Genomic DNA, 14,450 nt, shown 5'->3' with positions numbered 1-14,450 from the left:
GGTCAGCCTACGTACGCGGGTGGCGCCGCGACCGGTGCTTCGTGCTCCTGCCGCACCCCGCGACCGTGGCGGCTGCCCGTCCACGACTCGGACGCGGACGCGGATAAATGCGGCGTACAGCTAGTCTCGCCTCCGGTACGCGACGGAGCGGGAGGCGCCATGAACGGAACGGACGAGACGAACGCGCAGGTCGGCGAGGTGCCCGGCGCGCAGGACGGCCGTGTCGTCGCCGCCCTCGACGGTGTGGACATGCGCCGCCTCACCACCGGCCAGGTCATCCTCGACGGCATCGACTGGACCGTCCGCTCCGGCGAGCACTGGGCGCTGCTCGGCCCGAACGGCGCGGGCAAGACCAGCATCCTGCGCCTCGTCGGCGCCACCGCGTTCCCCACCACCGGCACGGTCGAGGTCCTCGGCCACCGGCTCGGCCGCGTCGACGTCCGTGAGCTGCGCGCACTCATCGGCCATGTCTCCACCTCCCAGCGCGTCCCGCAGGACCTCACCGGCCACACCGTCGTCCTCACCGGCCACACCGGCACCGTCCAGCCGCTGTGGAAGTCGTACGACGACGAGGTGCGTGAACGCGCCCACGCGCTCCTCGCCGAGCTGCAGATCAAGGACCTCGCCGACCGCCCGTACGGCGTCTGCTCGGGCGGCCAGCGCGCCCGCGTCCTCATCGCCCGCGCCCTCATGGCCGACCCGGCGCTGCTCCTGCTCGACGAACCGTTCAACGCGCTCGACCTGCCCTCCCGCGAGGACCTCATCGACACCATGCGTCAACTGGCCGTCAACAGGCCCGGGTTGGCGACCGTGACCGTCACCCACCACCTGGAGGAGCTGTCCCCGGCGATCAGCCACGCACTGCTCCTGCGCGAGGGCCGCGTCCTCGCCCGCGGCCCGGTCGAGGAGGTCCTGACGGCCGACCGCATGACCGCCTGCTTCGGCCGCCCCATCGAGGTCACCCGGCACGCGGGCCGCTGGCTGGCCCGCTCGGGCGGCCACCTGTAGAACTCCGTGCGCGGGCTGCCCGCAGGTGCCGGGTGTACCCAGCACCACCCCCGGTCCGGGCCGTACGCCCAATGTGTCGCGCGGCCGTCCTCCCTAGCGTCGAGGGCGAGGCGCACAGGGCGCCGGACGAGGGGATCGGCGACATGCGAAAGCGTCATCAGCACGGGCAGACGACATCCGCGTACGGCCGCGGCGAGGCACTCCGCCTGGTCAGGGTCAGCAAGACGTACGGCGCGACGACACGGGACGGGGACAGGGACGGCGCCAGCGTCGGCGCACCGGGCGGCGGCACCCAGGTCAAGGCGCTCGACGACGTCACCCTGACCCTGCCGACCGGCAGCTTCACGGCCGTGATGGGGCCCTCCGGCTCCGGAAAGTCGACGCTGCTGCACTGCGCGGCCGGGCTCGACCGCCCCGACAGCGGCCTGGTCGTGGTCGACGGCGAGGAGATGACCGGCGGCCCGGGCCCGGCCCGCGGCGAGGCCGCGCTCACCAAGTTCCGCCGCACCCGCATCGGCTTCGTGTTCCAGCAGTACAACCTGTTGCCGACGCTCACCGTCGCGCAGAACACGGTCCTGCCGCTCCGCCTCGCCGGGCGGCGCGTGCACCGGGCACGGGTCGAGCGGATCCTCGCCGACGTCGGCCTCGGCGACCGGCTCGGGCACACCCCCGACCAGCTCTCCGGCGGCCAGCGCCAGCGCGTCGCGATCGCCCGGGCCCTGGTCACCGAACCCTCCGTGATCTTCGCGGACGAGCCGACGGGCGCCCTGGACACCCGCAGCGCCCGCGACGTGCTGCGGCTGCTCCAGGAAACCGTCCGGGTGCACGGCAGGACGGTGGTGATGGTGACGCACGACCCCGTCGCGGCGTCCTACGCGGACTCCGTGCAGTTTCTCGCCGACGGCCGGCTCGCCGGACAGACGCAGGCGCCGACCGTCGACCAGATCGCCGAACGCCTCGCGCACCTCGGCGACGACACCCGTCACGGCGACACGTCCAACGGCAGCCGTCACGGCGACACGTCCAACGGCAGCCGTCACGGCGACACGTCCGACGACACCACCCGCCTGGAGGTGTGAACCATGTTCACCATGCTCGGCCTTGCCATGCGCTCCGTACGGCAGCGCCCCGGCCGCTTCCTGGCGACCCTCCTGTCCGCGTTTCTCGGCGCGGCCATCATCATGACCTTCAACTCCCTGCACGACACGGCGAACGCGAACGACGTCGACAAGGTCAGCGCGGACACGCTGCGGACCGCGGCGAGCGTCGTCGGCGGCTACGGCACGCTCCTGGTCTTCTTCGCGATCGCCTCGACGCTGACGGTCAACGTCCGTCAACGCATGGACGAGATCAACCTGTTGCGCGCCACCGGAGCCACCCCCGCGCAGATCAAGCGCATGGTCGTCGGCGAAGCCACGGTCGTCGCCCTCGTGGCCGCATTGCTCGCCGTCGGCCCTGCCATGCTCGGCGGCACCGTCCTGCTCTCCGTGTTCAAGGACAGCGGCCAGGTCGCCGACTCGGTCGACCCCGCCTTCGGCTCCATCGCCCTGCTGTCGGGTGTCCTCGTCTCGCTCCTCGCGTCGGCGGGCGCGGCCTTCCTGGCGGTGCGCCGCGCCACCAAGGCGACGACGGCCATGCGGACCACGGTCACCCGGCGCAAGCGGAAGGGAAGGTCCGGCGGGGCGCGAAAGGCGGGCGGGGGACGGACGTTCGCGGCATGGGCGGCGCTCGGCGGCGGAGCGCTCACGGCGAGCGCCACCTTTGCCATGGACGCCCGGAACGCCGCTCTGATGGCGGCCCCCGCCTACGGCGCGATCCTGCTCTCCGTGGGCTTCGCCCTCGTCTCCCCGAGCCTGCTGCGAGCCGTGCTGGGCCGCGTCGAGCCACTCCTGACGGCGCTCACGGGCGCGAGCGGATATCTGACTGTGCGCACCATGCGACGCCGGGCCGCCGAACTGTCCGGCATCTTGATGCCATTGATCCTCTTCACCGGCATGGCCACGGCGACGCTGTACATGCAGGCCGTCGAGAATGACGCGATCAAGGCGTCGGGGTTGACCAAGTCAATCGACGACAAGAACCTCGAGACGCTCAACTTCACCGTGGTCGGCATCATCGTCGTGTTCGCCTGCATCATGTTGATCAATTCTCTGTACGCGGCTACGGCCTACCGCGTCCGCGAGTTCGGGCAGCAGCGGCTGGCCGGCGCGACCCCCGCCCAGGTGCTGACGACCGTGGCCGTCGAGGGTGTCGTCCTGACCGTCACCGGAGTGTTCTTCGGCACACTCGCCGCACTCGCCGGCATCGTCCCCTTCACGCTCGTACGCACCGACGACGTGCTGCCCGACCGCGGCCTCGGCATCTGGTGCGGGGTGGTGGCCCTCGCCACCGCCGCCACGCTGCTGACCAGCCTGGTCACCGCCCGCCGTGGCGTGCGGGTACCGGCGGTGGAGGCCGTGACCCTGGCCGCGTAGGGGCGCGTGCGGGGGAAGCTCGCACGCGCGGGACTCCGGTCCGTGTCGGTGTTGGGCTGAACGGGTGACATGGCGTAAGAATTGTTCGGTGCAGACAACAGTGCGAGCCCGGACGGGGTGGGGGCAGTGAACGGCCACGACGTCACCGACGAACAGTGGGAAGGGCTCGCCCAGGTCGTACCGCTGCGCAGCCGCAACGAGTGGCCGTCGGCGGTCGGCCACCGGGCGATCCCCGAACCCGAGACCGAACCGCGCCGCCGCTTCGTCGTCCTGCGGGTCAACATCTTCGGCGACGCGCGCGACGTCGCCGAGACCGTCATGTCCGGCATCCCGGTCCTGCTCGACCTCTCCGGCGCCGAGACCGAAGTGGCCAAGCGGGTCCTGGACTTCAGCAGCGGCGTCGTCATGGGCCTGGGCTGCGGCATGCACCGCGTCGACCGCAACGTCTTCCTGCTCGCGCCTCCCGGCACCGAGGTACAGGGACTGGTGGCGGGAGCGGGCGCCCTCTCCTGACCCCCGACCCGGCGACGCGCCGGGACGGGGCGGGACGGGGCGGACCGGGCCGGGCCACCGTGGAGCAGCGGCGGCCCTGCGGTGGCTCCACGGCGGCCGCACCGTACTTCCAGGGTGGCCCCACACCGCCCCCTGCGATGGCCTTACGCGGCCCCAGTGATGGCAAGCCCGAAAGGCATAGTCCCCCGATCGTAGGAAGGTCCGGCGGATGAACGATTCTCCGGACCCGGGCCCCCCTACTTTCACCGCATGACAGTGCTCCACCGGGGCACGCCCCCCACGCCCCAGGCCCCGTCCCCGGACTCGTCCACGAACCGCCCCCACGTGACCGAACTGCGGCTCTCCGCCTTCGGCCGCCATCGCGCCGCCACCCTTCCCCTCGGCCCGTTCACCGTGCTGACCGGCCCCAGCGGCAGCGGAAAGTCCAGCGCGCTGCGGGCCCTCGAAGCCCTCGCCAGACTCGGCGGCGGAGCCTGCCTGGCCGACGTCTTCCCCGAGCCGAGGCGCTACGTCCCCGAACGCGCCAAGCCCGACGCGCAGCAACGCCGGGGCTTCCGCATCGGCTGCACCGTCGAAGGACCGGCCGGCCCCGTCCACCTCGACCTCGCCGTCCAGGCCGAACCCGAACTCCGCATCGTCGGCGAGCGCCTGACAGGCCCCGACGTCCGCTACCTGGAGACGGCACTGCGCGACCCGGGCCGCCGCGACGTCCAGGCCGCCTGGCACACCGCCGGCTCGGTGCCCGTCACCAGGGGCCCGCTCCCCGACGACTTCCTCGGCACCGCCCTGCTCCCGCTGCGCGTCGCGGGCCGCACCGAGGGCCAGCGCCAGGTCCTGGCGGCGGCCGAACAGGCCGTGGTCGGGCTGCGCTCGGTCTTCCCCTGCGACCCGGTACCGGCCCGGATGCGCACCCCGGCCAGGAGCCGCGCCGACCGGCTGCTCGGCGGCTGCGACAACCTCGCGACCGTGCTGCGCCGCACGCGCACCGAGTGCGCCACCCGGCACTCCCTGCTCGTCGCCGCCGCCCGCGAGGGCCTCGCGGGACCGGTCGCCGACGTGCTCGCCGAACCCACCCCCGAAGGCGCCGTGCGCGCCGTCGTCGACCGCGGCGACGGGACGCTCAGCCCGGTCGAACGGCTGGCGGACGGCGAGTTGCGCTATCTGGCGCTCGCCCTCGTCCTGCTCACCGGGCCCCGCGTCCTCGCCGTGGACCCGGCGGCCGAGGTGCCGGAGGCCTATCAGAGCCTCACCGTCCTCGCGGACCATCTGGACCGCGGCCTCGACCCCGTCCAGTGCGCCCAACTCATCGCGCTGGCCGCCCGCATGTGCGCCCGCGGGCACATCCGCCTCGTCGCGGCGACGGGGGAGAACGGCCCCGCGGTGCAGGAGGCCAGGGCCCAGGGCGCGACGGTGGTAGACCTGAGGGCGTGACAGACAAGATCGATGTGAGGGCGCTGCAGACCAGGCTCGCCCACTTCGCCGCCGCCCGGGACTGGGAACGCTTCCACACGCCGAAGAACCTGGTCGCGGCGTTGAGTGTGGAGGCGTCCGAACTGGTCGAGATCTTCCAGTGGCTGACGCCCGAGCAGTCCGCCCGGATCATGGACGACCCCGAGTCGGCGCACCGCGTCGAGGACGAGGTCGCCGACGTCCTCGCCTACCTCCTCCAACTCTGCGAGGTCCTCGGCGTCGACCCGCTCGCGGCGCTCTCCGCGAAGATCGACCGCAACGAGAGCCGGTTCCCGGTGCCGGGCGCGATCATGCCCGATCGTCACTCTCCGGAGTCATAGAAATATCCAAAGTGGCCTTGTTCTCCACAGATTTCGGGCGACCTCTGGCTTTTCGACTCGGAGGCCCTCACTCTGGGTAGTGAAACAGGGAGAGCGAGACGCGGGACGGGACGGGGAATCGGATGGATGCGGTGCGGCTCATCGGGGTCGGCCGACGGGCCCTGGCGACGAGCCAGGACGCGCCGGACATCATGAGGGAGGCTTGGCAGGCACAAGCGTTGGCACAGGCGATAGGCAGCCGCCTCGCGCTGCTCGGACCCCCGGAATTACGGGGCGACGCGCGGGCGCTAACGGAGGCGGGGACCCGGGGCAGTGGTGGCTCGGTGATCCCGGTGGTGGGCGCGGGCGGCATACGCGCGGCGCAGCTGACCGAACTGGGCGATGTGTACGAGGCGTTGCGCGGCCTCGGCGCACTGCTCGGTGATGTCGGCATCGCGCTCGTGGCGGTGGCGAGCGCCTCGTTCGAAGAGGGGGCCTACTGGCAATGCATGGAAGCGATCGACGCGGCCGACGAGTCCCGGGACCGGGCGCTGGAGATACTGCGCCGGCTCCCTGACTGGGACAGCCGCCCGAGCAGGACGGACCCGGCGCCGGGTTCGGACTCGGCGGCCTGACGCTGCGACCTGATACGGCAGCGCGACGCTGCGACCTGACACGGCAGCCCGATGCTGCCACCTGACACGGCAGCCTGACGCTGCCACCTGACACGACAGCCCGACGCTACGACCTGACGCGGCAGCCTGCCCAGGCGGCCTGTCGCGGCAGTCTGCCCAGGCGGCCTGACGCTGCGGACTGACAAGGCGCACGGCGCCGGGCCGCCCGAAGGGCCCGCGCGGGTCATCCGAAGGGCCCGCGCGAGGGTCCGCGCGGGTCACCCGGAGGGTCCGCGCGACGGTCCGCACGCCGGGCCGTTCCACCGTGCAGGATGGAGGTATGGATCTTCGAATCTTCACCGAGCCCCAGCAAGGGGCCACCTACGACACGCTTCTGACCGTGGCCAAGGCGACGGAGGACCTCGGGTTCGACGCCTTCTTCCGCTCGGACCACTACCTGCGGATGGGTACGTCCGACGGGCTGCCCGGCCCGACCGACGCCTGGATCACGCTGGCCGGTCTCGCCCGGGAGACCAAGCGGATCAGGCTCGGCACGCTGATGACCGCCGGCACGTTCCGGCTGCCGGGCGTGCTCGCGATCCAGGTGGCGCAGGTCGACCAGATGTCGGGCGGCCGCGTCGAACTCGGTCTCGGCGCGGGCTGGTTCGAGGAGGAGCACAAGGCGTACGGCATCCCGTTCCCGAAGGAGAAGTTCGCCCGCCTCGAAGAACAGCTCGCGATCGTCACCGGTCTCTGGGCCACCGAGACCGGCTCCACCTTCACCTACGACGGCACCTACTACCAGCTGACCGACTCCCCGGCCCTGCCGAAGCCCGCGCAGGCCAAGGTGCCCGTGCTGATCGGCGGACACGGGGCGACGCGCACGCCGCGGCTCGCCGGGCGGTACGCGGACGAGTTCAACATCCCGTTCGCGTCGATCGAGGACAGCGAGCGGCAGTTCGGCCGGGTCCGGGCCGCCGCCGAGCAGGCCGGGCGCGCGAGCGGCGACCTGGTGTACTCGAACGCGCTGGTGGTGTGTGTCGGCAAGGACGACGAGGAGGTCAAGCGCAGGGCGGAGAGGATCGGCCGTGATGTCGAGGACCTGAAGGCCAACGGGCTCGCGGGCTCGCCCGCCGAGGTGGTCGACAAGCTGGGCCGCTACGCGGCGATCGGTTCGGAGCGCGTCTATCTCCAGGTCCTGGACCTGGACGACCTGGACCACTTGGAGCTGATCTCCGCACAGGTGCAGTCACAGCTCTAGCGCACCCCGCCCCACCAGGGAAAATCGTTGGCTCGCGGGGCGCTTCGCAAGGGAGACTCGGGTGGTGTTCTTGACGATCAGTACCACCGGCTCCCCGGAACGCCCCGCGACCGACCTTGGGTTCCTGCTGCACAAGCATCCCGAGAGCGCGCAGGCGTTCTCGACCTCCTACGGCACCGCGCACGTCTTCTACCCCGAGGCGAGCGCGGAGCGGTGCACGGCCGCGCTGCTGCTGGAGGTCGATCCCGTGGCACTGGTCAGGCGCGGCAAGGGGAAGGGGCGCGGCGGCGCTCCGGACGCGGCGCTCGCGCAGTATGTGAACGACCGGCCGTACGCCGCGTCGTCGCTGCTCGCGGTGGCGCTGAGCGGTGTGTTCTCCAGCGCGTTGCGCGGGGTGTGCAAGGCGCGGCCCGAGCGCGCGCAGGAGACGTTGCCGCTGCGTGTGGAGGTGCCCGCGCTGCCCGCGCGGGGCGGGCCCGACCTCGTACGGAAGCTGTTCGAGCCGCTCGGCTGGGCGGTGGAGGCCGAGGCGGTGGCGCTGGACGAGAACTTCCCGGAGTGGGGGGCCTCGCGGTACGTGCGGCTCGTGCTGGCCGGGGAGGTGCGCCTCGCGGAGGCGTTGCGGCATCTGTATGTGCTGCTGCCGGTCCTCGACGACGCGAAGCACTACTGGGTGTCGGCGGACGAGGTCGACAAGTTGCTGCGCGCGGGGGAGGGGTGGCTGGCGGAGCACCCCGAGCAGAAGTTGATCACCAGCCGGTATCTGTCGCGGCGCTGGGCGTTGACGCGGCAGGCCGTGGAGCGGCTCGAACTCGTGCGGCTCGCGGACGCCGACGACACGGTCGTGGAGAACCTCGACAATGCGGTGGACGCGGTGGACGCGGTGGACGCGGAGGGCGCCGATGGCGCCGTCGACACCGTTGCATCCGCCGACACCGTTGAATCGGTCGAGGGGCCGAATGAGAGCGGGGAGCGGGGCCTGCCGTTGGCGGTGCGGCGGCGTGAGGCGGTCCTCGCCGAGCTGCGCACGGCCGGGGCGGCGCGCGTTCTCGACCTCGGGTGCGGGCAGGGCCAGTTGGTGCAGGCGCTGCTCAAGGATGTGCGGTTCAGCGAGATCGTGGGCGTCGACGTGTCCGTGCGGGCGCTCACCATCGCCGCCCGGCGGCTCAAGCTGGACCGGCTGGGGGAGCGGCAGGCCGCGCGCGTGCAGCTGTTCCAGGGGTCGCTCGCCTACACGGACAAGCGGCTCAAGGGGTACGACGCGGCGGTGCTGAGCGAGGTCGTCGAACACCTCGACCTGCCCCGGCTGCCCGCGCTCGAGTACGCGGTGTTCGGCGCGGCGCGGCCCCGCACCGTCCTCGTGACCACGCCGAACGTGGAGTACAACGTGCGCTGGGAGACGCTGCCCGCCGGGCAGGTCCGCCACAACGACCACCGGTTCGAGTGGACGCGGGCGGAGTTCCGCGAGTGGGCGGAGCGCGTCGCCGGGCGCCACGGATACCGGTGCGGTACGTGCCCGTCGGGCCCGACGACCCCGAGGTGGGGCCGCCCACGCAGATGGCCGTGTTCAGCCTGGCCGACGACGACCACAGCGCTACGACGAAGAAGGAGGCAGCAGCGTGAGCGCGAGCAGTAGCGACAACAGCGACAGCGACAGCAACCGCACCAGCGACAACCGCACCAGCGACAACCGCACCAACGACCACCGCACCAACGACCACCGCATCGGACAGAGCGGGGGGCGGGCGCTCGCCGTCACCGATCTCTCCCTCGTCGTGCTGGTCGGGGCGTCGGGCTCGGGCAAGTCCACGTTCGCGCGGACGCACTTCGCGCCGACCGAGGTGATATCCAGCGACTTCTGCCGCGGCCTGGTCGCCGACGACGAGAACGACCAGGGGGCGAGCCGGGACGCGTTCGACGTGCTGCACTACATCGCGGGCAAGCGGCTCGCCGCGGGGCGCCTCACCGTCGTCGACGCGACCAACGTGCAGCAGGACGGCCGCCGCCAGCTCGTCGAACTGGCCCGCGCGTACGACGTGCTGCCGATCGCGGTCGTCCTCGACGTACCGGAGGACGTGTGCGCCGCGCGGAACGCCACGCGCACCGACCGCGCCGACATGAAGCGCCACGTCATCGCCCGGCACACCCGCGAACTCCGGCGCTCGCTGCGCCACCTGGAGCGTGAGGGCTTCCGCAAGGTGCACGTCTTGCGCGGGGTCGCCGAGGTCGAGGGCGCGAGCGTCGTGCGCGAGAAGCGGTTCAACGACCTGCGGCACCTCACCGGCCCCTTCGACATCGTCGGCGACATCCACGGCTGTGCGTCCGAACTGGAGTCTCTGCTCTGCGAGTTGGGGTACGTGGACGGGGTGCACCCCGAAGGGCGTACCGCCGTGTTCGTCGGTGACCTCGTCGACCGCGGGCCCGACACGCCCGGCGTGCTGCGCCGCGTCATGGGCATGGTCAAGGCGGGCACCGCGCTGTGCGTGCCCGGCAACCACGAGAACAAGCTCGGGCGCTGGCTCGCGGGCCGGACCGTGCAGCACACGCACGGCCTCGCCGAGACCGTCGAGCAGCTGGAGGTGGAGAGCGAGGAGTTCCGCGCCGAGGTGCGGGAGTTCGTGCGCGGCCTCGTCTCCCACTACGTCCTCGACGGCGGAAAGCTCGTCGTCTGCCACGCCGGGCTGCCCGAGAAGTACCACGGGCGGACCTCCGGCCGGGTGCGGTCGCACGCGCTCTACGGGGACACGACCGGGGAGACCGACGCGTTCGGGCTGCCGGTGCGCTACCCGTGGGCCGAGGACTACCGGGGCAAGGCGGCCGTCGTCTACGGGCACACGCCGGTGCCGACCGCGACCTGGCTCAACAACACCATCTGCCTCGACACCGGCGCCGTGTTCGGCGGCAAGCTGACCGCGCTGCGCTGGCCCGAGCGGGAGCTCGTCGAGGTGCCCGCCGAGCGCGTCTGGTACGAGCCGGCCCGGCCGCTGGCCACCGAGGCGCCCGGCGGGCACGAGGGCCGGCCGCTCGACCTGGCCGACGTGCACGGGCGCCGCACCGTCGAGACCCGGCACACCGGCCGGATCACCGTACGGGAGGAGAACGCGGCGGCGGCCCTGGAGGTCATGAGCCGGTTCGCGGTCGACCCGCGCCTCGTGCCGTACCTGCCGCCGACCATGGCGCCGACGGCGACGTCCGAGGTGCCCGGGTTCCTGGAGCACCCGGCCGAGGCGTTCGCGCAGTACGCCGCCGACGGGGTGGAGCGCGTCGTGTGCGAGGAGAAGCACATGGGGTCGCGGGCGGTCGTCCTCGTCTGCAAGGACGCGGAGGCCGCGCGCGCCCGGTTCGGGGTGGAGGACACCCGGGACACGGCCGTTACCGGCACGGCCGTCAGCGGCACGGCCGTCACCGGGTCGCTGTACACCCGGACCGGGCGGCCCTTCTTCGACAGCCGCGAGATGACCGAGGAGGTGCTCGGACGGGTCCGGGACGCGGCCGGCGCCGCCGGGCTCTGGGACGAACTCGGCACCGACTGGCTGCTGCTCGACGCCGAGCTGATGCCCTGGTCGCTCAAGGCGTCCGGGCTGCTGCGCTCGCAGTACGCGGCGGTCGGCGCGGCCTCCGGTGCCGTGTTCCCGCCCGCGCTCGGCGCGCTGGAGACGGCCGCCGCGCGCGGGATCGACGTCGGCGGGCTGCTCACGCGCCAGCGGGGGCGGGCCGCGGACGCCGCCGCGTTCACCGACGCGTACCGGCGCTACTGCTGGAGCACGGACGGGCTCGAGGGCGTGCGGCTCGCGCCGTTCCAGGTCCTTGCCGCCCAGGGGCGGTCGATGGCCGGCGTGCCGCACGACCAGCAGCTCGCGCTCATCGACCGGATGGTCGAGCACGACGTCAGCGGGCTGCTGCGGACCACGCGGCGGCTGTACGTCGACACGGGGGACCCGGAGTCCGTGCGGGCCGGGGTCGACTGGTGGCTGGAGATGACCGGGCGCGGCGGCGAGGGCATGGTCGTCAAGCCGGTCGGGGCGCTGGTCAGGGACGCGAAGGGGCGGCTCGTGCAGCCCGGCGTGAAGTGCCGGGGGCGGGAGTACCTGCGGATCATCTACGGGGCCGAGTACACGCGGCCGGAGAATCTGGCGGTGCTGCGCCGGCGCTCCCTCGGGCACAAGCGGTCGCTCGCGGTGCGGGAGTACGGGCTCGGCCTCGAGGCGCTGGAGCGGTTGGGGGAGGGGGAGCCGTTGTGGCGGGTGCATGAGGCGGTGTTCGGGGTGTTGGCGCTCGAATCCGAACCGGTCGATCCCCGGTTGTAGCGGGCGTGCGGCGGGGTTCGGCCGGTCGCGCCGTCGTGGCTGCTCGCGCCGTTCCCCGCGCCCCCTTTCGGCGCCGGTTCGCCGTGGTGGCGCGGGTCGTGTGCGGGTGCCGCGCCGTCGTGGTTGCTCGCGCCGTTCCCCGCGCCTCTGATGGGGCAAAGATGTGCTCATGGGATTTCACGTCGACTCCGAAGCCGGGCGGTTGCGCCGCGTCATATTGCATCGGCCCGATCTGGAGCTGAAACGGCTCACGCCGAGCAACAAGGATCAGCTCCTCTTCGACGACGTACTGTGGGTGCGGCGCGCGCGGCAGGAGCACGACGGGTTCGCCGATGTGCTGCGGGACCGCGGTGTCACCGTGCACCTGTTCGGCGATCTGCTCACCGAGACGCTGGAGGGCGACGCCGCCCGGCGGCTCGTCCTGGACCGGGTCTTCGACGAGAAGGAGTACGGGCCGCTCGCGACCGGCGCGCTGCGGGACGCCTTCGAGACGCTGAGCGCGCCGGAGCTGGCCGAGGCGCTCATCGGGGGGATGACGAAGCGGGAGTTCCTGGAGCGGCACGCCGAGCCGACGTCCGTACGGTTCCATGTGATGGAGCTGGACGACTTCCTGCTCGGACCGCTGCCCAACCACCTCTTCACCCGCGACACCTCCGCCTGGATCTACGACGGCGTGTCCATCAACGCCATGCGGTGGCCGGCCAGGCAGCGCGAGACCGTGCACTTCGAGGCGATCTACCGGCACCATCCGCTCTTCCGCGACGAGAGCTTCCACGTCTGGTCGGAGGGGCAGGCCGACTACCCGAGCACGATCGAGGGCGGTGACGTCCTCGTCATCGGGCAGGGCGCCGTGCTCATCGGGATGAGCGAGCGGACGACACCGCAGGCCGTCGAGATGCTCGCGCACAAGCTGTTCGCGGCGGGCTCCGCGCGGACGATCGTCGCCCTCGACCTGCCGAAGCGGCGCGCCCTGATGCATCTGGACACCGTGATGACGATGGTCGACGGCGATACGTTCACCCAGTACGCGGGGCTCGGCATGTTGCGCTCGTACACCATCGAGCCGGGCAGCTCGGCCCGCGAGCTGAAGGTCACCGACCATCCGCCGGAGCACATGCACCGCGCCATCGCCGCCGCGCTGGGGCTCAGCTCGATCCGGGTCCTGAGCGCCAGCCAGGACGTGCACGCCGCCGAGCGCGAGCAGTGGGACGACGGCTGCAACGTGCTGGCCGTCGAGCCGGGCGTCGTGGTCGCCTACGAGCGGAACGCGACCACCAACACCTATCTGCGCAAGCAGGGCATCGAAGTGATCGAGATCCCCGGCAGCGAGCTGGGGCGGGGGCGGGGCGGCCCGCGGTGCATGAGCTGCCCCGTCGAGCGCGCGGCCGTATAGAATTGCGGGACAGCGTATATACTTCCATCTGTCCCGCAAGCAGTTCCCCCGTCGTACCCCAGGAGCGCCCCCATGGCGACTGACCAGCGTCCCGACCTCACCGGCCGCCACTTCCTCAAGGAGGTGGACTTCACCGCCGAGGAGTTCCGCGGGCTGGTCGAGCTCGCCGCGGAGCTGAAGGCCGCGAAGAAAGCGGGCACCGAGCAGCAGTATCTACGCGGGAAGAACATCGCGCTGGTCTTCGAGAAGTCGTCGACCCGCACCCGCTGCTCCTTCGAGGTGGCCGCCGCCGACCAAGGTGCCGCCACGACCTACCTCGACCCTTCCGGCTCGCACATAGGCAAGAAGGAGTCGAGCAAGGACACGGCGCGGGTGCTCGGCCGGATGTTCGACGCCATCGAGTTCCGCGGGGACGCGCAGGAGACCGTCGAGACGCTCGCGGAGCACTCCGGCGTCCCCGTCTACAACGGGCTGACCGACGACTGGCACCCGACCCAGATGCTCGCCGACGTGCTCACCATGACCGAGCACAGCGACAAGCCGCTCACGGACATGGTCTTCGCCTACCTCGGCGACGCCCGTTTCAACATGGGCAACTCCTACCTCGTCACCGGCGCCCTGCTCGGCATGGACGTGCGGATCGTCGCCCCGAAGTCGTACTGGCCCGCCGAGCCGGTCGTCGCCCGGGCACGGGAGCTGGCCGCCCGCAGCGGCGCCCGGATCACGCTCACCGAGTCGGTCGAGGAAGGCGTCGTGGGCGCCGACTTCGTCGTCACCGACGTCTGGGTGTCGATGGGGGAGCCGGAGGAGGTGTGGGACGAGCGGATCGCCTCGCTCACGCCGTACGCGGTGACCATGGACGTCCTGCGGGCGACGGGCAACGTGGACGTGAAGTTCATGCACTGCCTGCCCGCCTTCCACGATCTGGGCACCAAGGTCGGCCGCGAGATCCACGCCAAGTACGGTCTGGAGTCCCTGGAGGTCACCGACGAGGTCTTCGAGTCGGCGCACTCCGTCGTCTTCGACGAGGCCGAGAACCGTATGCACACGATCAAGGCCGTCATGGTCGCCACGCTCGGCGGCAAGTAACCCGGCCCGCACCCCACGAACC

The 14,450-nt window shown here is 72.0% G+C and carries 11 protein-coding genes and 1 pseudogene; all 12 read left to right on the top strand.

The window, feature by feature from the left end:
• Positions 1 to 159: 159 nt before the first annotated feature.
• On the top strand, positions 160 to 1,008 hold the full coding sequence (locus tag C1N81_RS15325; protein ID WP_394429416.1) for an ABC transporter ATP-binding protein: 849 nt from the start codon (positions 160 to 162) through the stop codon (positions 1,006 to 1,008).
• 143 nt (positions 1,009 to 1,151) lie between these two features.
• Positions 1,152 to 2,087 carry an ABC transporter ATP-binding protein gene (locus tag C1N81_RS15320; RefSeq protein WP_394429414.1) on the top strand — a complete coding sequence of 312 codons (936 nt, stop codon included), beginning with the start codon at positions 1,152 to 1,154 and terminating at the stop codon, positions 2,085 to 2,087.
• 12 nt (positions 2,088 to 2,099) lie between these two features.
• On the top strand, positions 2,100 to 3,482 hold the full coding sequence (locus tag C1N81_RS15315) for an FtsX-like permease family protein (protein ID WP_394437970.1): 1,383 nt from the start codon (positions 2,100 to 2,102) through the stop codon (positions 3,480 to 3,482).
• A gap of 126 nt (positions 3,483 to 3,608) precedes the next feature.
• Positions 3,609 to 3,995: a cell division protein SepF gene (locus C1N81_RS15310; protein WP_394429412.1), complete on the top strand. Its 387-nt coding sequence runs from the start codon at positions 3,609 to 3,611 to the stop codon at positions 3,993 to 3,995.
• Positions 3,996 to 4,244: 249 nt separating this feature from the next.
• Entirely contained in the window at positions 4,245 to 5,426 is a 1,182-nt protein-coding gene (locus tag C1N81_RS15305) for an AAA family ATPase (protein WP_394429410.1), read from the top strand.
• Positions 5,423 to 5,785, top strand: a complete 363-nt coding sequence (locus C1N81_RS15300) for a nucleotide pyrophosphohydrolase (RefSeq protein WP_394429408.1) — start codon at positions 5,423 to 5,425, stop codon at positions 5,783 to 5,785. The genes C1N81_RS15305 and C1N81_RS15300 overlap by 4 nt, the downstream gene beginning before the upstream one ends.
• A 122-nt stretch (positions 5,786 to 5,907) precedes the next feature.
• Positions 5,908 to 6,399 carry a DUF6099 family protein gene (locus tag C1N81_RS15295; RefSeq protein WP_394429406.1) on the top strand — a complete coding sequence of 164 codons (492 nt, stop codon included), beginning with the start codon at positions 5,908 to 5,910 and terminating at the stop codon, positions 6,397 to 6,399.
• Positions 6,400 to 6,718: 319 nt separating this feature from the next.
• Complete coding sequence (locus C1N81_RS15290; RefSeq protein ID WP_394429404.1) at positions 6,719 to 7,639, top strand: LLM class F420-dependent oxidoreductase; 921 nt, start codon at positions 6,719 to 6,721, stop codon at positions 7,637 to 7,639.
• A 64-nt stretch (positions 7,640 to 7,703) separates the two neighbouring features.
• Positions 7,704 to 9,262: pseudogene (locus tag C1N81_RS15285) on the top strand (3' terminal RNA ribose 2'-O-methyltransferase Hen1).
• Between the two features lie 101 nt (positions 9,263 to 9,363).
• A complete protein-coding gene (locus tag C1N81_RS15280; protein ID WP_394437968.1) occupies positions 9,364 to 11,946 on the top strand; it encodes a polynucleotide kinase-phosphatase in 2,583 nt (860 codons plus the stop codon).
• Between the two features lie 169 nt (positions 11,947 to 12,115).
• On the top strand, positions 12,116 to 13,339 hold the full coding sequence (locus C1N81_RS15275) for an arginine deiminase (protein WP_394429402.1): 1,224 nt from the start codon (positions 12,116 to 12,118) through the stop codon (positions 13,337 to 13,339).
• A 72-nt stretch (positions 13,340 to 13,411) separates the two neighbouring features.
• Positions 13,412 to 14,428, top strand: coding sequence for an ornithine carbamoyltransferase (argF, locus tag C1N81_RS15270; RefSeq protein ID WP_394429400.1), 1,017 nt, complete (start codon positions 13,412 to 13,414; stop codon positions 14,426 to 14,428).
• Positions 14,429 to 14,450 lie beyond the last annotated feature (22 nt).

This window comes from Streptomyces sp. SGAir0957, assembly GCF_043523415.1.
This window is presented reverse-complemented; position numbering and strand designations above follow the sequence as displayed.